The sequence below is a fragment of the Pollutimonas rozaliensis genome (assembly GCF_048751585.1).
Taxonomy (GTDB): Bacteria; Pseudomonadota; Gammaproteobacteria; order Burkholderiales; family Burkholderiaceae_B.
In genome coordinates this window covers 176861-198058 of sequence record NZ_JAZHOB010000005.1, presented here as the reverse complement: position 1 = coordinate 198058, position 21198 = coordinate 176861, and the positions used below count along the sequence as shown (strand labels likewise).

Here is a 21198-nt window from a genome sequence, read left to right as displayed (position 1 = left end):
GGAAAGAAATGGAAAACAAGTTTGATGTAAAAGAAGGTCTGGTCATTGAAGGCAAGGCATTCAGCCCCACTCGCGAAACGATCTGGGAATTCTGCGAAGCATCGCTGGACTACAACCCGCTGCATTGGGACGATGAGTACATGAAGTCCGATTTCGGTAAAACGAACTTTGGAGGGATCATCATGCATGGCATGTCCAACTTCAGCCTGATCACGAAAATGCTGACCGATTGGGCATACCCTCAGGGCGGCAATCACCGGCGCCTGGAAACGCGATGGAAGTCGCCCGTGAAACCAGGCGATACGATACGGCCGACCGGCGTCGTCAAAAAAATAAAGAAAACTGAAAAGGCCAACTGGATAGTTGTTGCGGTGCAGGTTAAGAACCAAAGCGACAGCCTGGTTGCCGAAGGCGAGGCATTGCTCGAATTTCCCTTATAAGAAATAACGGCGGGCTCCCAGGCGGGGCCCGTACGACAGTGTGTATTCACTATCATACGGAGACTTTAATGAAGAAAATATTCCAAGTATTGACGGGACTGACTTTAAGTGTGGTTGCGGCGGCTTCGCTCGCTGCGGGCTTTCCCGATCGCAGCGTAACGGTTGTTGTCCCGTTTCCTGCGGGCGGAACCACCGACGTCCTGGCCAGGCAACTGGGAAAAGGGCTGTCGGATAAATGGGGCGTTCCCGTCGTGATCGACAACAAGAGCGGCGCCAGCGGCACCATCGGTTCGGCGTACGTGGCGCGCAGCAAGGATGACGGCTACACCTTGCTGCTGACGGCAACCCACCATGTCATCAACCCCACATTGCTGAAAGACACTATCGCCTACGACACCAAGTCTTCGTTTACTTCGCTGGCATTGGTCGCGACTGTCCCGAACGTATTGGTGGTGAACAAGAATTTTGCGCCCAAGACTGTAAGCGAGCTGATTGAGCTGGCCAAGAGCAAGCCAGGCGAAATCAACTTCGGTTCAGCCGGAATAGGCGGTGCAAACCACTTGTCGGGCGAGCTGTTCGCACACGAAGCGGGCATAAAGCTGACGCATATTCCCTATCGCGGCGCGGCGCCATCGCTTAGCGACCTGTTGGCGGGCCAGATACCCATGATGTTCGATTCGCTTCCCGGCGTCATGGCGCACATTGAATCGGGCCAGCTTAGGGCACTGGGCGTAACGACCTCGTCGCGGGTTGCACAGCTTCCCAATGTGCCGACCATAGCAGAGGAAGGTCTGAAGGGATTCGAGGCCACGGCGTGGTTCGGTCTCTATGGCCCGAAGGGCATGTCGGCTGACGTCATCACGAAAATCTCCAAGGACGTCGATCAGGTGCTGGCCTCTGATGAACTCAAGAAGAGCTTCGCCAGCCTGGGCGCTACGCCGGGCCAGATGACACAGTTGGAGTTCGCCAAGTTCGTCGATGCGGAAATCGCCAAGTGGGGCAACGTCATAGAAGCGGCGAACATTTCAGTGAAATAAAGTGTTGCAGGCAACGTCTTGCGTTAAGGATATTTTGTGGCAGAAAAAGCATTATCCAACTTGCGTGTCCTGGACATGTCGCGCATTTTGGCCGGACCTTGGTGTACGCAGAACCTTGCGGACATGGGCGCCGAGGTCATCAAAGTGGAGCGCCCGGGCGTTGGTGACGATACCCGCGCCTGGGGACCTCCCTGGCTGCCAATGGCAGACGGTACGCCAGCCGCGGACTCGTCTTACTACTCGTCGGCCAACCGGGGCAAGAAGTCGGTCACCATCGACTTCACCACGAAACAAGGTCAAGCCCTTATCAAGGAGCTCGCCCGGACCAGCGACGTGTTCATCGAGAATTTCAAGGTCGGCAACCTGAAAAAATATGGCCTTGATTATGAGTCAATCAAGCAAGTGAAGCCCGACATCATCTATTGTTCGATAACTGGCTTTGGTCAGGACGGGCCGTATGCCGATCGCCCGGGTTACGACTTTGTCTTCCAGGGGATGGGCGGCATGATGAGCATAACGGGAGAGCGCGACGACCTTGAAGGAGGCGGTCCCCAAAAGGTGGGCATTGCCCTGGCCGACCTCATTACCGGCATGTACTCGACCATCGCCATACTTTCCGCAGTCAATCATCGACACAAATCCGGCGAAGGCCAGCATATCGATATGGCCCTGTTGGACTGCATAGTTGCGCTGGGCAGCAACCAGGTCACCAGCTACTTTGCCAGCGGCAAGGTTCCGGGCCGGATGGGCAACGCCCATATGAGCCTAGTTCCTTATGGCGTCTATCCCACGCGGGATGGACACGTCATCATTGCTGTGGGCAACGATGAACAGTGGCGCCGGTACTGCAAGGTGATGGGACGCGAGGACCTGCTGGCCAACGAGGATTACAGCAAAGTGACGGGGCGGATCGTCAATCGCGACACACTGGACGTTGAGCTTAAACGGACCATGAAAACCCGCGATACCCAGGAATGGCTGGAAATCCTGGAGAAGAATGGCGTGCCCTGCGGCCCGATCAACGACTACGGACAGGTATTTGAAGACGCGCAGGTAAAGCACCGGGGACTTCGCGTCGACCTGCAACGCAAGGACGGCACTCGGATAGGAACCGCGGCTTCGCCTTTGCGGCTCGGCATCACGCCCCCGCACTATGAGCTGGCGCCGCCTTCCGTGGGCGAGCACACCCAAGAGGTGCTCAGATCATTGCCTGGCGTGGACGACGATATGCTTTCGATCCTGCGCGGCAAGGGAATCATCTAGGCGTGTTACGGCCGTCCGCGGGCCGCGCGGTCGGGACACGTCAATCATACGGAACACATATGGAAAATGCATACATTTGCGATGGAGTTCGCACACCATTCGGCCGGTATGGCGGAGCATTGTCGTCGGTACGCACTGACGACCTGGCGGCCATGCCTATTCGTGAACTGGTTCGCCGGTATGCGTCGGTCGATTGGGACCAGGTCGACGACGTCATCTACGGTTGCGCCAACCAGGCGGGCGAGGACAATCGCAACGTGGCCCGCATGGCAACGCTGCTTGCAGGGTTGCCGGTCGGCGTTCCCGCGTCGACCATAAACCGTTTGTGTGCGTCCGGGCTGGACGCGATCGGCACTGCGGCAAGGGCCATCAAGAGCGGTGAAGCCGGCTTGATGATCGCAGGAGGCGTGGAAAGCATGTCCCGCTCGCCCTATGTAATGGGCAAGGCGGCTGAGCCGTTTTCCCGTAAGACCGAAATGTTTGATACGACGCTGGGCTGGCGCTTCGTCAATCCTCTCATGCAAAAAACCTTCGGCATAGATTCCATGCCCGAAACGGCGGAAAACGTGGCCGAACAGTTCAATATCAGCCGCGCCGATCAGGACGCCTTTGCTTTGCGCAGCCAGCAGCGCACGGCCCGTGCGATGTCCGAGGGCCTGTTCAGCCCCGAAATCATCGACGTGCACGTGCCGCAGAAACGTGGTGAACCCGCCATCGTGAACACCGATGAGCATCCGCGCGCTACGGATTCCGCAAGCCTGGCCCGCCTCAAACCCGTGGTGCATGCGCAGGGCACGGTTACGGCGGGCAATGCGTCGGGGGTCAACGATGGGGCTTGCGCTGTGCTGGTGGCGTCCGAGCAGGCAATGAGGCTGCACGGGCTGCAACCCCGCGCGCGTGTTGTGGGCATGGCTTTTGCGGGAATCGAACCTCGCATCATGGGCTTTGGGCCGGCCCCCGCAGTAAGAAAAGTCCTGCAGCAGACTGGACTGTCGCTGCAGCAGATGGATGTCATTGAACTGAATGAAGCTTTTGCCGCACAAGCCCTGGCGGTGCTGCGTGACCTGGGGCTGCCGGATGATGCCGAAAACGTGAATCCCAATGGCGGGGCCATTGCCCTGGGCCATCCATTGGGTGCGTCGGGGACCCGCTTGGCCATTACCGCCATCAATCAGCTGCATCGGACCAAGGGCCGCTATGCACTGTGCACGATGTGCATAGGCGTGGGGCAAGGTGTCGCCCTCATCCTGGAGCGAGTCTGAGACGCAGTGCATCTACATGGGGATGGCAATGGACAAGCGATGGAATAGTGCCGAGGAAGCGGTCAGCGATGTCGTCGACGGCGCGACGCTTCTTGTCGGCGGCTTCAGTGGCGCCGGCGTACCGGAAATGCTAATCGACGCCCTTTTGCGCCAGGGAGCAAAGGATCTCACTCTGGTGCACAACAACGCGGGGAACGCGCATTTGGGGGTGGCAAAGCTGCTGGCCGCTAATCGTGTCAGGAAAGTCATTTGTTCTTTTCCCCGCTCATGGGAATCGCATATATTCGAAGGCTTGTACAACACCGGCAAGGTGGAACTCGAATGTGTCCCGCAGGGAACGCTGGCCGAGCGCTTGCGCGCAGGAGGTGCCGGCTTGGGCGGCTTCTTCACCCCCACAGGATTCGGCACTCCGCTTGCCGAAGGAAAAGAGACCCGGGTTGTGGATGGTCGTGGCTATGTGCTCGAGCAGCCGCTGAAAGGGGATTTTGCCCTGGTCAAGGCCAAGCGGGCCGATCGATGGGGAAATCTGCAGTACCGGATGACCGCCCGGAACTTCGGACCGGTCATGTGCATGGCGGCCGGCACGGCCATCGTCGAAGTGGACGAGATCATGCCGCTGGGCACGCTGGATCCTGAAAACATCGTGACCTCGGGGGTTTTCGTCCAGCGTGTGGTGCAAGTGATGCAGCGGAGCGATCGCAATGTTTGAAACGATAAACAGGATATCGCGCCCGGGCATGGCCCGGCGCGTTGCGCAGGATATCAAGCCCGCATGGGTCGTCAACCTTGGCATAGGCATGCCCGAACTTGTCGGCAACTACATTCCGCCTCAGGATGAGGTGGTGATTCACACCGAGAACGGAATCATCGGAGCGGGGCCAACGGTTGACGGCAGCCAGGTGGACTTCGATTTGATAAACGCCGGCCGAAAGCCGGTCAGCCTTAGGCAGGGCGGGCACTTTGTAGACCATGCGGATTCATTCGCACTGGTACGCGGGGGGCATCTGGACGTCACGGTGCTGGGGGCATTCCAAGTGTCCATGCGTGGCGATCTTGCCAATTGGTCTACGGGTGCTAGAGATGGCATTCCGTCGCCAGGAGGCGCCATGGATCTGGCCGTGGGCGCCCGCCAGGTGTTTGTCATGATGGAACTGTTCGGACGCAATGGGCAGGCCAAGCTAGTGGCTGACTGCACTCTGCCACTAACCGGGGCCAGGGTCGTCAAGCGCCTGTATACCGATATGGCGGTATTCGATCTGTCCGGCGGCAATGTGGAAGTCGTGGATCTGGTTCCAGGCTTGACGCTTAGCAGTTTGCAGGACGCGCTGAAAATGCCGCTGACGACGGCCAGTTCAGGTACAGGCATATACGCTGATTGAGCGCAGGCTGGCTACGCATCAGTTGTGCTAGCATTTCGTCCATGTTTTCCGGACGCACAACCTCCCGCTCCTCGGTTGGCCGGCAGCTTTTGCTGTGGCTGACGGTTGCGGCATTTGTGTGCCGGGCATTCCTGCCTGTGGGGTTCATGCCCGACGCCAAGGCATTGCAGGACGGCAAGCTGGTCCTGACACTGTGTACGGCGGGCGGCGGCACAGCATTCACCACGCTTGACCTGTCCGATGATTCGGACAGCCCCGCCGGGCAGAAGCTTTCCCCTGCGGACAACTGCCCCTTTGGGCTGCTTGCCGCTCAAGCCATGATCCCCGCCATGCTGGTGCTTGTCCTGCCGGGCGCCATGCCGCGGGAATTGCCTTCCACGGTTTATTTCACGGCCTTGCCGCCGTTGGCGGCGCATGGCCCGCCGTTGGGGTCGCGCGCTCCTCCCGCAAACCTCGGTTGATTCGTCTTTATGGTGCCGGCATCAGGCGATGCCGGTGATCACTATCGAAAATCCCGAGGTTTTTTCATGCTTCGCAAACCTGCACATCTCGTGCGCGCCGCGGCGCGCGCTCTGCCGTTTTTTCTGGTATCCGCTTCCTTGCACGCCGCCGAATCCGTACCCGTGCTTCCGGCCATTTCCATCACCGCGGGCGGCGCGGGCGAACTGGCCACGGAAACATCCACCGGTTCGGGACTCGACCTTACCGTGCTTCAAACACCGGCCAGCGTCGGCGTCATCACCCGCGAACAATTAGACGAGAAGGGCGATGCCAGCCTTGCGGACGCCATCAGCCGCTCGCCGGGGATAAGCGCCGTCGGCCATCCGGGCAATGGCGGCCAGGCACTATCCGCGCGCGGTTTCACCGGCTCGTCTTCCGTCATGCAGCTATACGACGGCAAACGCCAGTATGGCGGCATCGGCATCACCTATCCCTTCGATACCTGGGCGGTCGAACGCATCGAAGTGCTGCGCGGGCCGGCCTCGGTCATCTATGGAGAGGGGGCCATAGGCGGTGTGGTCAACGTCATACCCAAGAAGCCCAGCCGCGGTCCGATCGAGAATGAGATTCAAGGGACGATAGGCAGCGACAATACGCAGCGGCTGGGTTTGGGCAGCGGCGGCGCCATCGACGACAAATGGTCCTACCGTTTCGATGCCAGCGGCAATCATTCGGATGGATGGGTCGACATGGGCAGGTCCCGCAATCTCTCGCTGTCGGGCGCCTTGCGGCTGGATGTGTCGCCGGAGTTCAGCCTGACGTTCAGCCTGGCCCAGGGATGGCAAAAGCCCCAGCGGTATTTCGGCACGCCGTTGATAAACGGAGAGCTGGACGACTCGTTGCGCAAGAAGAACTACAACGTCGGCGACGCATCCATAGACTACAAGGACCAATGGGCCGAGCTGTCGGCGCTTTGGACTCCCAACGACAAGACCACGGTGCAAAGCCGCCTTTATCATATAGAAAGCAATCGCCACTGGCGCAATGCCGAGTATTACGATTACCTGCCCGCCAGCCGGCAGATCCGGCGCAGCAGCTACACCGACATACGCCACGAGCAAACGCAGCTCGGAAACACCACCGACCTGACATTCGATACGCATGTTTTTGGGCTGCCCAGCCAGATGTCTATAGGCTTCGACGTAAGTCAAAGCGCCTTCAAGCACTCCAATAATTCGCCGTATTCGGGTTCCAGCCTCGTCGATCCTTACGATTTCGACCGGGGCGAATTCCTGGACATTGTCACGGCGGCGCCGAAGTATCGCAACAAGGCCGTCCAGTATTCGCTGTTCGCGGAGAACCGGCTGGAACTGACCGACAAGTGGTCCATTCTGGGCGGCCTGCGCTACGACCATGCCGATATCAAGCGGCGCGACCTGACGCTGGGGCAAGAGGTGCTGGACAAGCGATTCTCCAATGTGGGATGGCGAGTGGGAACCGTCTACGAAATTGTGCCGGACCTGGCCGTCTACGCCCAGTATTCCGAGGCGGCCGATCCTGTCAGCGGCTTGCTGATGTTGTCGCCGGCGAATCAGGATTTCGACCTGTCCACCGGCCGGCAGATCGAGATCGGCGCCAAACAGGCATTCTGGGACGGCAAGGGCGAATGGACACTGGCAGCCTACCGCATTGTCAAGAACGGCCTGGTAAGCCGCGACGTGTCCGATCCGACCAAGAGCGTGCAGGTCGGCGAGCAGTCGTCGCAAGGCATAGAAGCCACGGTGGGGTTTGAATTTGCATCCGACTGGCGCATCGATGCCAACGTGGCCATGCTGCGCGCCCGCTACGACGATTTTTCAGATTCGGTGAACGGCGCGGCGGTTTCGCGCAACGGCAACGTGCCGACCGATATCCCCGAGCGCCTGGCCAATGCGTGGCTAAGCTGGCGCTTCCTGCCCGGCTGGACCGCCAGCGCGGGACTGCGCTATGTCGGCAAGCGCTACGGCGACCGCGCCAATACGCTGGAACTGCCGGCCTACACCACCACCGATCTGGCATTGCAATGGAAGCCCAGGCGCGACCTGACCTTGTCGCTGCGCGGCTTCAATGTGTTCGACAAGCATTACGTCGAAACGGTGTACTACAACCAGACTCAATGGTTCCAGGGGCCGGGGCGCCGCGTCGAACTGACCGCCGCCTACCGATTCTAAGGCCGGGATGCAATCATGAGCACATTCTGGATGCGCTTCAAGCGCATGGTTTACCTGGTCCATCGATGGACGGGCGTGGCCGCGTGCGCGCTGATGGCGCTTTGGTTCCTTAGCGGCATCGTCATGCTGTTTGTCGGCTATCCCAAACTGATGCCCCTGGAGCGGCTGCACTCGCTGCCGGCGCTGCATGCCGGCGCTTGCTGCATATCGGTGGAGCAAGCGCTGCAACAGGCCGACAAGCCCGACGCCGTCCAGGAAATCGTGCTGACCTCGATCGCGGGCAAGCCCCACTATCGCCTGCGCCAGGGCAATGGCCGCTACTTGACCGTCGATGCCGCTACGGGCCGGTCCGAGGGGCTCGTCGACGGGCAGCGGGCCCTGCTGGCGGCAAGCGCCTACCTTCCCGGCGATGAACCGTCGTATCGGGGAATGGTGGCGGAAGACCGCTGGACCCACTCGGGATCGTTGAATGCCCATCGGCCCTTGCATCGCATTCAGATGAGCGATCCCGCCCACACGCTGCTTTATGTGTCATCCACGACGGGCCAGATCGTCATGGATGCGCCGCGCGCCGAGCGGCTCTGGAACTATGTCGGGGCCTGGCTGCACTGGTTGTATATGTTTCGCGATCGCCCCGCCGACCCCGTCTGGTCCTGGATAGTCATTATCCTGTCCGCGGCAGGGGTGGTCGCGGCGGCAACCGGCACGCTGGCGGGATTATGGCGCTGGCGTTTCAGCCAGCCTTATAAATCCGGTTCCCATTCACCCTATCGAGCGGGGTATCTGCGCTGGCACCATCTGCTGGGCCTGGCTTTCGCCGCCATCACCTGCACCTGGATCTTCAGCGGCTTGATGTCGATGAATCCCCTTGCCGTCTTCGATGCCAAAGTACGGCCCAGTTTGGCGGCGTATCAGGGCGGTGCGCCAGGCGCCGAGCGGGTGGCGCTGGATGTACCCACGGCACTGTCCTTGCTGGAGCGGCAAGGCTTTCATGCGGTGGAAATCGAATGGCGCGTCCTGGCCGGAACGCCTTTCCTGCTGGCACGCGACGGCGGCAATTCGACCCGGCTGATTATCCAGGATGGAAATTCCGGCAAGGTCCTTGAGCAGTGGCCCGAAAATCTGCTGCTGAGGGCGGGCCGGCGTGCGATCGAAGCCCCGATGGCGTCGGCGCGATGGTTCTTTCAGTACGACCGGTATTATTTTCATCGCGATCAGGCATCGATGTACGGCGGCGCCGAGCGGCGCCTGCCGGTGCTGCGCATTGCATTCGAGAACAGCGACCGGACCTGGCTTTATCTGGACCCGCACACCGGCGGGATCGAACTGGCTTCCAGCGGGGCTCAGCGAACCGGCCGCTGGCTGTTCAATTTCCTGCACAGCTGGGACATGCCGTCCATGCTGCGGGCGGATGCGGCACGCAAGATTGCGTTGATCCTGTTCAGCATGGGTGGAGTGGCGTTAAGCGTGACCAGTATGGTGATCGCTTATGCACGCTTGAAGATATGGGCATCGCGCCTGCGCCGCAAGCGCGATGCCGCGGCGGCCGGATAAGAAGCCGGCCGCCCGCCGTGAATTAGTCTTCGCGGCTGGTGACTTCCACCAGGTGGTAGCCGAATTGCGTCTTGACGGGACCTTGCACCACATTGACGGGGGCGCTGAACACCACTTCGTCGAACTCCCTGACCATCTGGCCGGGGCCGAAAGTGCCCAGGTTGCCGCCATCGCGGCTGGAGGGGCAGCTGGAATTATCTTTTGCCACTTGGGCGAAATCCGCGCCGCCTTCAATTGCGGCTTTCAGTTCACTGCACTTTTCTTCGGTGGATACGAGGATGTGCCGGGCCGAGGCTTGTGCCATAAATAAGTACTCCTTCTTGAAAGAACCAACAGAGTAACCCAGGCTGATTATGGCTTCAAATCGATTTCCAGCCGTATGCCATCGCCCCGGTAGACGACTTCAGCGTAGTACAGGATGGTGTCGTCGGGCGCTTTGAACGTCCGCGTTACGTTGGCGATCGGAGCATCGACCGGTATGCCCAGCAAGGAGGCGGTCTCGGCATCCGCGGTCCCGATGCTGAGTGTTTGCCGGGCCTGCGCAATGTGCACCGAGGGGCTGGCCAGCATCAGCGGAATAACGGCCTGGTTGCGAAATTTTTCCGGTGCCAGATTGAATACATGCTGGACGATGTACAGCGAAATCACGCAGTAAGGGCGGCCATTCAGGGAATGCAGCCGGCGCATGTGGATATAGTCGGGAGCCTGTCCCGGCGCTATGGGCAGCGCGCAGGGCGCGTCGTTGATCTGCAGGATGCGTGGCACCAGGGACCGGTAGGTCTGGGCAAGCGCCGACAACGATGTTTCCAGCGGTGTGGTCTTGATCGGCGTGGCCGCTTGGGTAACGAATGTTCCTTGGCCCCGCTGACTGGACAGCAAGCCTTCCTGTACGAGCAATTGCACGGCCTGCCTGGCAGTGGGGCGGGCGACTCCAAATTCCTCTGCCAGGCTGTGCAGCGACGGCAGCAGCTCGCCGGCAGGCCAGATGCCGCTTTCGACGCGTTGGCGCAGGCGGTCCGCAATCATGACATAGCGCGGAATCGGTCCCGCAGGCAGACGCTTGTGGTCGCCGCTGGCGGGAGAAGGAGGGCTTGGTTCCAAACTGGACACTTCCGTATCGGTCATGTGTGGCGAAGGAGCCTTGTCGCGCAAGGCGGCAATTTTTTATATGCGGGCTAGTGTAAGCCACATTGGGCAGCGGCTGAATTAACTTATGGTCATAAAGTATAGTATTATTTACTTATGTACTTTAAAATGTGATTCCTGTGCCGGCATCCATTTATGGATGCGAAGCGCGGCAGCCAGAGGTTCACATAACAACCGCCATTCTCCAGGAGGGCCAAGCGTGCGGCAGGAGCAAGAAACAGAGACTTCATTTGAAATAGCCAGGATCGAGGCATTTGTCTTTCGCGCTCCCGCGGACCCGCCTGTACGCACTTCTTTCGGCATCATGCATAACCGGCCGGCACTCCTTATACGCCTGACCGACCGCGATGGTGTGACGGGCTGGGGGGAAGTCTGGTGCAACTTTCCCTCGGTCGGCGCGGATCACCGGGCCAGGCTGGTGGCCAGCACCTTGGCCCCCTTGCTATGCGGGCAGGCGTGGCCTTCTCCGCGGGCATGCTTCGATGCGTTGACCGCCCGCTTGCGCATCCTTGCCATCCAGTCCGGCGAACCCGGTCCCTTGGCTCAGATCATTGCGGGTGTGGATATCGCGGTGTGGGACATTCTGGGAAAGCGGGCTGGCCAGCCTTTATGGCGCCTGTTCGGTGGACGTCCCCGCGTCGCCGTCTATGCCTCCGGCATTAATCCGGACGATCCGCTGCGCATGGTGGAAGCGAAAGCCCGGGAAGGCTATGACGCGTTCAAGCTGAAAGTCGGATTCGACCCGAGGCAGGATATCGAAAATGTAAATACCGTGCGGTCCGTGCTGGGGGCGGGCGGGACCTTGATGGTCGATGCCAATCAGGGCTGGAGCCCGGAGCAGGCCGGCGAAATGCTTGCCCGGCTGGAACCCTGCGACTTGACCTGGATAGAAGAGCCGGTCTCCGCCGATACGCCTTGGGCGGCTTGGAAATCGCTGTCCGAAGGCACATCCACCCGGCTGGCCGGAGGGGAAAACCTGCGCGGCGAAGACAGCTTCCGGGCAGCCGGCGATGAAGGCGGCTTGCGGGTAATACAGCCGGACCTGGGCAAATGGGGCGGCTTCAGCGGCTGCTTGCCGGTGGGGCGTTATGCGCAGCAGTCCGGGTTGTGGTTCTGTCCGCACTGGCTTGGGGCCGGTATCGGCTTGATGGCTTCCATGCATCTGAAGGCGGCGCTGGGCGGCGCGGGCTATGTGGAAATCGATTCCAATCCGAATCCGTTGCGCGACATGCTGGCTCAGCCGGCTTTTGTCGTGGAAGGCGGAAGCGTTACCTTGTCCGATCGGCCGGGCCTGGGTGTGGAGCCCTTGCTGGACGAGGCGGGAAAGTATCTTGTTGCTGTGCCTTTGGACTGAAATCATGCGCAATAGAATCGTTATCTCCGAATTCATGGATCAGGCCGCCGTCGACTGGCTGGGCGAGCGCTTCAGTGTGCATTATCAGCCCGACCTGCATGAGCGGCGCGACGCCCTGATCGAACTGCTGGCCGATGCCGACGCGCTGATTGTGCGCAACCGGACTCGCGTGGATGCGGATTTGCTTCAGCGGCAGACGCGGCTGAAGGCGGTGGGCCGTCTCGGTGTGGGTCTGGAAAACATCGACCTGGACGTCTGCCATAGCCAAGGGCTCGCCGTCATCCCCGCGATCGGCGCCAATGCGGCGGCCGTCGCTGAATACGTGGTGTGCTGCGCCATGCAATTGCTGCGTCCGGCCTACTGCTCTTCGCCGGAAGTGGCGAGCGGCGCCTGGCCGCGCGACCGGCTTGCGACGGGGCGCGAGATAGGCGGAAAGGTCCTGGGTATCGTGGGGCTGGGTTCTGTGGGGCGCATAACCGCAAACCTTGCGCAGGCGATGGGCATGCGCGTCATCGCCTACGACCCGACACTGGACGGCGCGAACCCGGCGTGGAGCACGGTAAAGCGCATTGACGAGCTGGACGACGTTTTTCGCGATGCCGATGTCGTATCGCTGCATGTGCCCCTGACCGCAAACACCAGAAACCTGGCCGATGCGCGGCGCCTTGGGCTGATGCGCCAAGGCGGCATATTGATCAATGTGGCGCGCGGCGGCGTTGTCGATGAAGCAGCGTTGGCCAGGGCGCTGTCCAGTGGCCAACTGGGCGGCGCCGCGCTGGATGTCTATGACCAGGAACCCCTGCCTCCCGATTCGGTATTCGCGGGAGTGCCCAACCTGATACTTACCCCCCACATAGCGGGCGTCACCGCGGAATCGAACGTGCGCGTGTCTTTCTTCATTGCGCAGCACATTGCCGACCGTATTCACCAAATCCAAAACGAGGAGAAATGAGGATGAAGCTGAAAAAATTTGCCATGGCTGGACTGCTCATCGCGGGCAGCATGACGGGTGCCCAAGCGGCGCAATGGCCGGACAAGCCGGTAACGATCGTGGTGCCGTATTCGGCAGGCGGAGGCACCGACTCGGTGGCCCGGCTGTTGGCGGAAAAGCTGACCCAACGCTGGGACCAGACGGTCGTGGTCACCAACAAGGATGGAGCCAGCGGAACGATAGGAGCCGCCTACGTCGCCAGGGCCAAGCCGGACGGCTACACCATCATGCTCTCGGCGACGGCGGAAGTCGTCATCAGCCAGCACATGATGGACAAGATGCCCTACGACCCCGAGACCGACCTGAAGCCGGTCACCTTGGCGGTAAAGCTGCCTTTCCTGCTGGTTTCCAATCCCAGCAAGCCCTATAAGACCACGGAAGAACTGGTGGCCTACGCCGCCAAGAATCCTGAAACGGTAACCTATGCCTCATCGGGTTCGGGCACGCCCCAGCATTTGGCCGCGGCGCTTCTGGAGCAGCTAAGCGGTACCAAGATGATGCATATCCCCTATAAAGGGGTCGCCCCGTCCATCAGCGCGTTGCTGGCGGATCAGATCGACATTGGCTTCGTAGGCCTGCCCATCGGCTTGACCCATGTCAAGGCGGGCAAGCTGCACCCCATAGCGATATCTTCGAAGACGGCGTCGCCCACTGTGCCGGATGTTCCACCGGTTTCCAAAACCAAGGGCCTGGAAGCCTTCGACCTGACGCAATGGTTCGGCATTTTTGTGCCGGGCGGCACACCTGACGACATCGTGCAGAAGATACAGCAGGATATTGCCGCGGTGCTGCAATTGCCTGACCTGCGCGCCACGCTGGAAGGGCAGGGCGCGGAACCCAGCGGCATGCCGACGGCGGAGTTTGTGAAATTCGTACAGGCCGAGCGCGAGAAATTCGGCCGCATCGTCAAGGCGGCGAATCTGTAGCAAGGCGGTACACGCGAGCCCGCCCTCAGGCGGGCTCCGATATCTCGATCAGATTCAGGTCGGGATCGCGCAGATAAATCGAACGGATCGGGCCGGTAGCCCCAGTGCGCATGACCGGTCCTTCGATGATTTCAACGCCCTTGTTGCGTAGCGCGGCCAGCACCTCGTCCAGGGGACGGCTGGCAATAAAACATAAATCGAGCGCGCCCGGGACCGGCGTATGCGCTTTCGGTTCGAACTCGCGCCCTTTTACATGCAAGTTTATTTTCTGCCGGCCGAAACGGAAGGCTTTCCGGCCGTGGCCGAATGTCTCCAGCTGCATGCCCAGCAGATCGACGTAGAAGTGGACGCAGGCCTGTTCGTCCACTGTGGTTAAAACGAGATGGTCCAGATGGTCAATCATGAATGGGTCTCCTTTTTGAAAGGATAACGCGCCCGCATGGATTCCGCGGGTCCAATGCAAGCGGCAACCCTTTGCGTTCCATGTCATGGTTTTCCCCTAATCTTTATGAGTGGAAAATTAGCGAACGGCATTTCTTCCCTATGTACTCATAGACAGATGCCGAAAAGCGAACGCAACTTCGCAATAATTCAATAGACACCCATGGCGGCTTAAGTAAGACTGATTCAAACGAGGAGCCGCATTAGATGAGTGCGAAAAAAGAAACATGAACTACGGATTCGATTTCAGTTTTGTCGAGGAGTTCTGGCATAGCCTGCTGGTGGGGGCCTGGTTGACCACAAAGATGGCCGTGGTTTCCCTGTTGCTTGGGTTCCTGCTTGGAGTTGCATTGGCCATCGCCCGGACGGAGGGCGGCGCGGTGCCTAGAAAGCTTGCCGCCGCCTTTGTCGATCTGACGCGCAATACGCCCCTAATCGTGCAGACCTTCTGGCTGTTCTTTGGTCTGGCATCCATCGATATCCGGGTGCCCGCATTCTATGCGGCCATTGCCGCACTTACCATCAACACCTCGGGCTATACCTGCGAAATCATTCGTGCCGGCATGGAGTCCGTCCATCGGGGTCAGAAAGAAGCGGCCGCGTGCCTTAGCTTCAACAAGGCCCAGGTCCTGGCTTACATCGTGCTGCCGCAGGCCATCGAGAAGATGTATCCGGCCCTCGTCAGCCAGTTCGTGCTGATGATGCTGGCCACGTCCATCATGTCCGAAATATCAGCCGAGGAATTGACCGCCGTCGGCTATCAGATCCAGAGCCAGACCTTCCGGGGATTCGAAGTCTATCTGGTGATCGCCGTGATTTATCTCTTCCTTTCCTGGCTGCTGCGCATAGTGATGAATGCCTGCTACGACATGGCATTTCCCCGAAGCAGGGACATCCGCAAGGGCGGCAGGAAAACACCGCAGGGGTGCAAGTCATGATTTTCGGAGTCAGCTATAGCCAGTGGCAGTTCGTCCTGATCGGCGCGGGCTGGACGATTGTTCTTTCGTTGTTGGGGTTCATCGGAGGCACCTTGCTGGGCCTGCCGATTGCCATTGCACGCGCTTCCAGGAGCCGCATACTCCGCATCCTGTCGGGCTTGTTCGTCAAACTGATACAAGGCATTCCGCTGCCCGTAGTGATGTTCATTGTGTACTTCGGGATCAGCATAGCGGGATACGACGTGCCGGCGTTGATAGCGGCCGGGGTCGCCATGACCCTGTATTCCAGCGCCTTCCTGGGTGAGATATGGCGAGGCTGCATCGAGTCCATCCCAAGGACGCAGTGGGAGGCCTCGGATTGCCTGGCGTTCAACAAGGCGCAGACGCTGGCCTACATTATTCTGCCGCAGGCTTTCAGGGTGGCCATTCCGCCCACCGTGGGCTTCCTGGTGCAGATCGTCAAGAATTCGTCCTATGCGGTCGTCATCGGTTTCTTCGACCTTACCTACTCGGCCCGGGTCATCAACAACTCCACCTTCAAGCCCTTTGCCGTCTTCACCGTGGCCGCGCTGATTTACTTTGCCATGTGCTATCCGCTGTCCATCCTGTCGTACCGGCTGGAAAAGAAATTGAAAGACAAGACCAACCCATGAGCGTCGCCATGAATCCAGTTGTCAGTTTCAAGAATGTCAAGAAATCCTATGGGGATGATCCCGTCCTGAAGGGCATCTCATTTGACGTGTGCAAGGGCAATGTCGTTGCCCTGATCGGCCAGAGCGGGTCGGGCAAGAGCACGGCCTTGCGGTGCATAAACGGCCTGGAGCCGATCAACGAGGGCGAACTTCACGTATGCGGGCGCATGCTGCATGACAAGGCTTGCGATATTCCCGCCTTGCGCAAGGAAGTCGGCATCGTGTTCCAAAGCTACAACCTCTTTCCCCATTTGAGCGTCGAGCAGAACATAACGATCGCGCCGCGCAAGGTCAAGAAGATCAAGGCGAAAGAGGCGCGGGAGCTGGCGCTGCATGTGCTGAACCAGGTTGGACTGGCTGACAAGGCCAGTGCCTATCCCGACCAGTTGTCGGGCGGCCAGCAGCAGCGCGTGGCGATTGCCCGGTCGCTGGCCATGCAGCCTCAGTTGATGTTGTTCGATGAAGTCACCTCCGCGCTGGATCCCCAGATTACCGGCGAGGTTTTGAAGGTTATCGAAAATCTTGCCAAGGGCGGCATGACCATGGTTTTGGTCACGCATGAAATGGCATTCGCCCAGGCGGTGGCCGATCAGATTCTCTACGTCCGGGACGGGGTGATCTGGGAAGCGGGCAGCGGCGATCTTCTAAAGAATCCTCAGACGGCCGAATTGCGGCAGTTTGTCGGTAATGGCCTATAGGGCCCATGAACTATTAATGATTATCCGGAGATGACTATGATTGCTAAAAAGATTGCCTTGCTTACCGTGGCTGGCGCGGCGATGATGACCGCGGCGGGCGCTCAGGCCAACGCCCTGGAAGACATTCAGAAGCGCGGCACCTTGCTTGTCGGTGTCGATATCGGTGCGCCGCCATATGGCATGGTCGACAGCAATGCCAAGCAGACGGGCTTCGACATCGATTCCGCCCAGTCGCTGGCTAAGCACCTTGGCGTGAAGCTGCAGGTGGTCCCGGTGACCGGACCCACTCGCGTCCAGTTCTTGCGCACCAACAAGGTCGACGCAATCATGGCGTCGTTCTCGATTACCGACGAGCGCAAGAAGGTCATTGATTTCTCCGAGCCCTATGGCGTTGTTCCCGTGGTGGTCGGCGGCCCCAAGGCCGCCAAGGTTGAATCGGCCAAGGACCTTGCCGGCAAGGCCATTGCGGTAACGCGTGGCACGACCAGCGACCAGGCCATCACGAAAAGCACTAAAGATGTGTCCGGCGTGTCGATAGTCCGCTACCAGGACGACGCGACGACGAACACGGCGGTACTGACCGGCCAGCAAGACTACATCGTTGCCGCCGCCAGTGTGCTGCCTGAAATCGTCAAGTCGGACCCCAAGCGGGACGTCGTCTATAAGTACACAGCCATCAGCTTTCCCATGGGAGTCGGCCTTCGCCAGGGCGAGCCGGAGTTGAAGGCGAAGGTGAACGAATGGGTTTCCAAGAACCTGAAGAACGGCAGCCTGAACGATATTTACAAGAAGTACTTCATCGGCCAGTCCTTGCCGGCGGAGATGCTGAAATAAAAGCTCAGGTAGGGGCTTTGGCCCCTTTCTGGCATTGAAGAGATGGCGGTCATGTTGAAGAAAGCACAGTTTTTACTTCTGAACCCTCAGGACGATGTAGTGGTGGCTCTTGAGCAATTGATCAGCGGCGCGCAGCTGGTCGATGGCGTGCAGGTATCGGGACTGATACCCGCGGGCCACAAGGCGGCTATCCGGCCGATAGCCCAAGGCCAGCCCATCAGGCGTTATGGCCAGATAATCGGCTTCGCCAAGAAGGCCATATCGGCGGGGCAGCATGTCCATACCCATAACCTGGCGGTAGGCGAATTCGAGAAGGACTATCGGTTCTCCGAAGACTATGTGCCCACTGCCATGGCCCAGGCCGGAGACACTTTCCAGGGCATCGTGCGTGAGGATGGCCAGGTCGCCACGCGCAACTACATAGGCATACTGACGTCGGTGAACTGCTCCGCGACCGTCGCCCGCGCCATTGCCGACCATTTCCGGCGCGACCTGCGCCCCGACGTCCTGGAGCCGTTTCCCCATGTCGATGGCGTGGTGGCGTTGACGCATGGCGCCGGCTGCGCGGTCGATGCGCAAGGCGAAGGCCTGGCCGTCCTGCAAAGAACCCTGGCGGGCTATGCGCGGCATCCCAACTTTTCCAGTTTGCTCATCATCGGACTGGGTTGCGAAACAAACCAGATCGCGACCCTGATGAAATCGCAAAACCTGGCCGAAGGCGGACGGCTTCGGACATTCAATATTCAGGACAGCGGCGGAACGCCCAAAAGCATTGCAAAGGGAATACAGCTTATTGAAGACATGCTGCCCGCCGCCAATCAGGTTTCGCGCGTGGCTGTGCCGGTCAGCCACCTGAAAGTCGGCCTTCAATGCGGCGGCTCGGACAGCTATTCCGGCATCACCGCCAATCCGGTGCTTGGTGCGGCGGTCGATCTGCTGGTGCGCAACGGGGGCACCGCCATCCTTTCGGAAACTCCCGAAATCTATGGGGCGGAGCATTTGCTGACCAGCCGTGCCGTGACCCCCCGGATCGGCCGCAAGCTGGTCGATGTCATCGATTGGTGGAAGGAACTGTGCGAGCGCAATAACGCGGCTCTCGACAACAACCCCTCGGCCGGCAACAAGGCCGGCGGTCTGACCACCGTATTCGAAAAATCCCTGGGCGGCATTGCCAAAGGCGGAACGACCGGCTTGATGGAGGTCTATCAGTATGCCGAGCCGGTTGAACAGACTGGTTTGGTTTTCATGAATACGCCCGGCTACGATCCCATCTCCGCCACCGGACAAGTCGCCGGCGGCGCGAATCTGATCTGTTTCACGACTGGCCGGGGGTCGGCATACGGGTGTGCGCCCTCGCCCTCGCTGAAGCTGGCCACCAATACGATATTGTGGAACCGCCAGCAAGATGACATGGACATCAACTGCGGATCGGTGATCGACGAGGGCGTCGACATTGCGCAGTTGGGCCGCGAGTTCTACCAAATGATGCTTGACTGCGCGTCGGGGCAGCGCTCCAAAAGCGAAATCCACGGTTACGGCCAGAACGAATTCGTGCCGTGGCAATTAAGCGTTATCACGTGAGCCCCCTGGGCTTGTTTCCTATCGTTTATTTCCTGATCTGAATCTCTTATGAATACAAACTACAGCAAGGCCCGCTACAAGGGCGTGTACCCGGTCGTCCCGACGATCTTCCACGACAACGGCGAACTGGACCTGGAAGGGCAGATGCGCTGCGTCGACTTCATGATCGACGCGGGCTCCGATGGGTTGAGCATCTTGGCCAACTTCTCCGAGCAATTCGCCATCAGCGATGAAGAGCGGCGAGTCTTGACCGAAGCCATCCTGAAGCGGGTAGCCGGCCGCATTCCCGTCATTGTGACCACCTCGCACTACAGCACCGATATCTGCAAGGCGCGCAATCAGCATGCGCTGGATCATGGCGCCGCCATGGTCATGCTCTTGCCGCCGTATCACGGCGCAACGATACGCTGCGGCGAAAGCATGATCTTCGAATTCTTCGATCGCCTGTCCTCGTCCGTGAATATTCCCATCATGATTCAGGACGCGCCCATGAGCGGCGCCAACCTGACAGCCCCCTTCCTTGCCCGGATGGCGCGCGAGATCGAGCATGTTTCCTATTTCAAGATCGAGATGCCCGGCACGGCCAACAAGTTAAGAGAGCTGATACGCCTGGGCGGCGATGCCATCGAGGGTCCCTGGGACGGTGAGGAAGCCATTACGCTGCTGCCCGACCTGGACGCGGGCGCCACCGGCGCCATGACGGGCGGTGCCTATCCCGATGGCATCAAGCTGATCTTCGACGCCTATTTTTCGGGCGACCGCGAGCGGGCCGTGCATCTTTACCAGCAATGGCTGCTGCTGATCAACTACGAGAACCGCCAAGGCGGCATCCTGACCAGCAAGGCGCTCATGCAGGAAGGCGGCATCATCAAGTCAGCCGTCGGCCGGCACCCCTTCCCGGCCATGACGGAAGAAACCCGCGTCGGACTGATTGAAACCGCCAAAAGGCTGGATCCGCTCGTGTTGCGTTGGGGCAAGTAAGACCCGGCCTATGTCCTTGCGTCCTGCATCACGGGCGCCGCCCGTGATGCAAGAATGGCCTCGATCAGCAGTTTCGCCGCGCGCGACAGATTATCCTGCTTGCGGGTAATCAAGCCGAACGGTTGCGAGCGTGACGGCAGCCGTATGGGCAGTATGGTGACGGCGCCATGGGCGGCAAAGAAAGCCGCGACGTCCGTGGGAATCAGCGCGACAAAGTCATCGCTGCCGCTGAGCATCGTGATGGTGACGAATGTGGATGCCGTTTCGATCGGGCTCGTGAAAGTATTGATGTCGGCGCGTTCCAGTTCCTGCTTCAGCAGGATATTAAGCGGCGAGCGGTGCGGATAGGCCAGCCAGCGCGCATCCTTAAGGTCGGAAAGCGCCAGCTCCTTCTTTCGGGCCAGAGGATTGCTGTTCCCGGCCACGATCGAAACGTTCTCTTCAGCCAGATGGACATAGTCGTAGTTGTCGGCGTGCTGGCTTACGCTGGTCCGTCCAATGACGATGTCCAGCTTGTCGCTGTTCAGCATGCCCAGCATCGTGGCGCTGGTGCTTTCATGGATCTCAACCACGATATCCTTGTTCAGGCCGCATACCTTGGTGACGGCGTCCCGCAGTATTTTCGGGACGCCGCCCATTATGACGCCCACCCGTATCCTGCCGCCCTGTCCCGTCTTGATCTCCGTCAGTTCGTCGGACAGCGCAATGACGTCCTTGCGGATGATGTGGGCGTAATTGATGGCGCATTCGCCGAACCGGTTCGCATACAGGCCGTCGCGCCGTCGTTCAAATAGAGGGTCGCCCAGGATCAGCTCCGCTTCCCGCAAGGCCTTGCTGGCGGCGGATTGCGTCATGGACAGTTCCGCCGCTGCCTTGCGCAGCGAATTATGCTTGCCGATGGCGATGATCAAATTAAGCTGCTTGAGCCGCAGGCGCCCAAACAGTGTATTTATATTTCCGTTCATCCAAGAGCCTTGTGGATTTCGATGGGGATAGCGGTAAATGATACTCACGCAATGGCGAGGCCGTT

General features: G+C 59.7%; 22 protein-coding genes and 1 pseudogene. 18 read left to right on the top strand and 5 right to left on the bottom strand.

All coding sequences use genetic code 11. The features are described from left to right. Window positions 1-8: 8 nt before the first annotated feature. The 9 genes from V0R37_RS11085 (at window position 9) to V0R37_RS11045 (ending at window position 9586) form a co-directional block, all read left to right on the top strand. Window positions 9-440 carry a MaoC family dehydratase gene (locus tag V0R37_RS11085; protein ID WP_420374562.1) on the top strand — a complete coding sequence of 144 codons (432 nt, stop codon included), beginning with the start codon at window positions 9-11 and terminating at the stop codon, window positions 438-440. A 68-nt stretch (window positions 441-508) separates the two neighbouring features. Beyond that, window positions 509-1477: a Bug family tripartite tricarboxylate transporter substrate binding protein gene (locus V0R37_RS11080; protein ID WP_420374561.1), complete on the top strand. Its 969-nt coding sequence runs from the start codon at window positions 509-511 to the stop codon at window positions 1475-1477. A gap of 36 nt (window positions 1478-1513) precedes the next feature. Further along, complete coding sequence (locus tag V0R37_RS11075) at window positions 1514-2740, top strand: CaiB/BaiF CoA transferase family protein (protein WP_420374560.1); 1227 nt, start codon at window positions 1514-1516, stop codon at window positions 2738-2740. A gap of 59 nt (window positions 2741-2799) precedes the next feature. After that, a complete protein-coding gene (gene pcaF / locus V0R37_RS11070) occupies window positions 2800-4002 on the top strand; it encodes a 3-oxoadipyl-CoA thiolase (protein WP_420374559.1) in 1203 nt (400 codons plus the stop codon). Window positions 4003-4030: 28 nt separating this feature from the next. Continuing rightward, window positions 4031-4711: a 3-oxoacid CoA-transferase subunit A gene (locus V0R37_RS11065; RefSeq protein WP_420374558.1), complete on the top strand. Its 681-nt coding sequence runs from the start codon at window positions 4031-4033 to the stop codon at window positions 4709-4711. Beyond that, complete coding sequence (locus tag V0R37_RS11060) at window positions 4704-5381, top strand: 3-oxoacid CoA-transferase subunit B (RefSeq protein ID WP_420374557.1); 678 nt, start codon at window positions 4704-4706, stop codon at window positions 5379-5381. Before V0R37_RS11065 ends, V0R37_RS11060 begins: the two co-directional genes overlap by 8 nt. Before the next feature lie 41 nt (window positions 5382-5422). Then, window positions 5423-5842, top strand: coding sequence for a DUF2946 family protein (locus V0R37_RS11055; protein WP_420374556.1), 420 nt, complete (start codon window positions 5423-5425; stop codon window positions 5840-5842). Between the two features lie 66 nt (window positions 5843-5908). Further along, a complete protein-coding gene (locus V0R37_RS11050) occupies window positions 5909-8032 on the top strand; it encodes a TonB-dependent receptor (protein ID WP_420374555.1) in 2124 nt (707 codons plus the stop codon). Window positions 8033-8047: 15 nt separating this feature from the next. Continuing rightward, window positions 8048-9586, top strand: a complete 1539-nt coding sequence (locus tag V0R37_RS11045; protein ID WP_420374554.1) for a PepSY domain-containing protein — start codon at window positions 8048-8050, stop codon at window positions 9584-9586. Window positions 9587-9608: 22 nt separating this feature from the next. Here the strand turns inward: V0R37_RS11045 and V0R37_RS11040 are convergent, their stop codons facing one another. Then, the gene (locus V0R37_RS11040; protein WP_420374553.1) at window positions 9609-9890 is read right to left on the bottom strand and encodes a peptidylprolyl isomerase; all 282 of its coding nucleotides are present in this window, start codon (window positions 9888-9890) and stop codon (window positions 9609-9611) included. 47 nt (window positions 9891-9937) lie between these two features. Beyond that, window positions 9938-10711 (bottom strand): GntR family transcriptional regulator, encoded by a 774-nt coding sequence (locus V0R37_RS11035; RefSeq protein ID WP_420374552.1) that lies wholly within the window; start codon window positions 10709-10711, stop codon window positions 9938-9940. 220 nt (window positions 10712-10931) lie between these two features. On the opposite strand from V0R37_RS11035, the gene V0R37_RS11030 reads away from it, so the two are divergent. Genes V0R37_RS11030 through V0R37_RS11020 form a run of 3 tightly spaced genes read left to right on the top strand, consistent with a single transcriptional unit; the run spans window position 10932 to window position 14003 of the window. Continuing rightward, on the top strand, window positions 10932-12086 hold the full coding sequence (locus V0R37_RS11030; protein ID WP_420374551.1) for a mandelate racemase/muconate lactonizing enzyme family protein: 1155 nt from the start codon (window positions 10932-10934) through the stop codon (window positions 12084-12086). A 4-nt stretch (window positions 12087-12090) separates the two neighbouring features. Next, window positions 12091-13038: a hydroxyacid dehydrogenase gene (locus V0R37_RS11025; protein WP_420374550.1), complete on the top strand. Its 948-nt coding sequence runs from the start codon at window positions 12091-12093 to the stop codon at window positions 13036-13038. Between the two features lie 2 nt (window positions 13039-13040). Then, the gene (locus V0R37_RS11020) at window positions 13041-14003 is read left to right on the top strand and encodes a Bug family tripartite tricarboxylate transporter substrate binding protein (protein ID WP_420374549.1); all 963 of its coding nucleotides are present in this window, start codon (window positions 13041-13043) and stop codon (window positions 14001-14003) included. Between the two features lie 25 nt (window positions 14004-14028). On the opposite strand, the gene V0R37_RS11015 is transcribed toward V0R37_RS11020, so the two are convergent. Further along, window positions 14029-14406 carry a VOC family protein gene (locus V0R37_RS11015; protein ID WP_420374548.1) on the bottom strand — a complete coding sequence of 126 codons (378 nt, stop codon included), beginning with the start codon at window positions 14404-14406 and terminating at the stop codon, window positions 14029-14031. 265 nt (window positions 14407-14671) lie between these two features. Between V0R37_RS11015 and V0R37_RS11010 the strand changes: the two genes are divergently transcribed. The 6 genes from V0R37_RS11010 to V0R37_RS10985 are packed head-to-tail and all read left to right on the top strand — an operon-like array spanning window position 14672 to window position 20168. Next, complete coding sequence (locus V0R37_RS11010; protein WP_420374547.1) at window positions 14672-15382, top strand: amino acid ABC transporter permease; 711 nt, start codon at window positions 14672-14674, stop codon at window positions 15380-15382. Next, a complete protein-coding gene (locus V0R37_RS11005; RefSeq protein WP_420374546.1) occupies window positions 15379-16035 on the top strand; it encodes an amino acid ABC transporter permease in 657 nt (218 codons plus the stop codon). Before V0R37_RS11010 ends, V0R37_RS11005 begins: the two co-directional genes overlap by 4 nt. 8 nt (window positions 16036-16043) lie before the next feature. Beyond that, window positions 16044-16772: an amino acid ABC transporter ATP-binding protein gene (locus tag V0R37_RS11000; RefSeq protein ID WP_420374545.1), complete on the top strand. Its 729-nt coding sequence runs from the start codon at window positions 16044-16046 to the stop codon at window positions 16770-16772. Window positions 16773-16808: 36 nt separating this feature from the next. After that, on the top strand, window positions 16809-17606 hold the full coding sequence (locus tag V0R37_RS10995; protein WP_420374544.1) for a transporter substrate-binding domain-containing protein: 798 nt from the start codon (window positions 16809-16811) through the stop codon (window positions 17604-17606). A gap of 51 nt (window positions 17607-17657) precedes the next feature. Next, window positions 17658-19187: a UxaA family hydrolase gene (locus tag V0R37_RS10990; protein ID WP_420374543.1), complete on the top strand. Its 1530-nt coding sequence runs from the start codon at window positions 17658-17660 to the stop codon at window positions 19185-19187. A gap of 48 nt (window positions 19188-19235) precedes the next feature. Beyond that, complete coding sequence (locus V0R37_RS10985) at window positions 19236-20168, top strand: dihydrodipicolinate synthase family protein (RefSeq protein WP_420374542.1); 933 nt, start codon at window positions 19236-19238, stop codon at window positions 20166-20168. An 8-nt stretch (window positions 20169-20176) separates the two neighbouring features. Here V0R37_RS10985 and V0R37_RS10980 read toward each other — a convergent pair whose 3' ends face one another. After that, window positions 20177-20848, bottom strand: coding sequence for a LysR substrate-binding domain-containing protein (locus V0R37_RS10980; protein ID WP_420374718.1), 672 nt, complete (start codon window positions 20846-20848; stop codon window positions 20177-20179). A 129-nt stretch (window positions 20849-20977) separates the two neighbouring features. Next, window positions 20978-21133 (bottom strand): annotated as a pseudogene (locus tag V0R37_RS10975) (helix-turn-helix domain-containing protein); the annotation flags it as partial. Window positions 21134-21198 lie beyond the last annotated feature (65 nt).

Bases quoted from the DNA above. Each gene is read 5' to 3' on its own strand.
- V0R37_RS11085 (WP_420374562.1), top strand. From the start codon at position 9: ATGGAAAACAAGTTTGATGTAAAAGAAGGTCTGGTCATTGAAGGCAAG.
- V0R37_RS11080 (WP_420374561.1), top strand. From the start codon at position 509: ATGAAGAAAATATTCCAAGTATTGACGGGACTGACTTTAAGTGTGGTT.
- pcaF (WP_420374559.1), top strand. From the start codon at position 2,800: ATGGAAAATGCATACATTTGCGATGGAGTTCGCACACCATTCGGCCGG.
- V0R37_RS11065 (WP_420374558.1), top strand. From the start codon at position 4,031: ATGGACAAGCGATGGAATAGTGCCGAGGAAGCGGTCAGCGATGTCGTC.
- V0R37_RS11060 (WP_420374557.1), top strand. From the start codon at position 4,704: ATGTTTGAAACGATAAACAGGATATCGCGCCCGGGCATGGCCCGGCGC.
- V0R37_RS11055 (WP_420374556.1), top strand. From the start codon at position 5,423: ATGTTTTCCGGACGCACAACCTCCCGCTCCTCGGTTGGCCGGCAGCTT.
- V0R37_RS11050 (WP_420374555.1), top strand. From the start codon at position 5,909: ATGCTTCGCAAACCTGCACATCTCGTGCGCGCCGCGGCGCGCGCTCTG.
- V0R37_RS11045 (WP_420374554.1), top strand. From the start codon at position 8,048: ATGAGCACATTCTGGATGCGCTTCAAGCGCATGGTTTACCTGGTCCAT.
- V0R37_RS11040 (WP_420374553.1), bottom strand. From the start codon at position 9,890: ATGGCACAAGCCTCGGCCCGGCACATCCTCGTATCCACCGAAGAAAAG.
- V0R37_RS11035 (WP_420374552.1), bottom strand. From the start codon at position 10,711: ATGACCGATACGGAAGTGTCCAGTTTGGAACCAAGCCCTCCTTCTCCC.
- V0R37_RS11025 (WP_420374550.1), top strand. From the start codon at position 12,091: ATGCGCAATAGAATCGTTATCTCCGAATTCATGGATCAGGCCGCCGTC.
- V0R37_RS11020 (WP_420374549.1), top strand. From the start codon at position 13,041: ATGAAGCTGAAAAAATTTGCCATGGCTGGACTGCTCATCGCGGGCAGC.
- V0R37_RS11015 (WP_420374548.1), bottom strand. From the start codon at position 14,406: ATGATTGACCATCTGGACCATCTCGTTTTAACCACAGTGGACGAACAG.
- V0R37_RS11010 (WP_420374547.1), top strand. From the start codon at position 14,672: ATGAACTACGGATTCGATTTCAGTTTTGTCGAGGAGTTCTGGCATAGC.
- V0R37_RS11005 (WP_420374546.1), top strand. From the start codon at position 15,379: ATGATTTTCGGAGTCAGCTATAGCCAGTGGCAGTTCGTCCTGATCGGC.
- V0R37_RS11000 (WP_420374545.1), top strand. From the start codon at position 16,044: ATGAATCCAGTTGTCAGTTTCAAGAATGTCAAGAAATCCTATGGGGAT.
- V0R37_RS10995 (WP_420374544.1), top strand. From the start codon at position 16,809: ATGATTGCTAAAAAGATTGCCTTGCTTACCGTGGCTGGCGCGGCGATG.
- V0R37_RS10990 (WP_420374543.1), top strand. From the start codon at position 17,658: ATGTTGAAGAAAGCACAGTTTTTACTTCTGAACCCTCAGGACGATGTA.
- V0R37_RS10985 (WP_420374542.1), top strand. From the start codon at position 19,236: ATGAATACAAACTACAGCAAGGCCCGCTACAAGGGCGTGTACCCGGTC.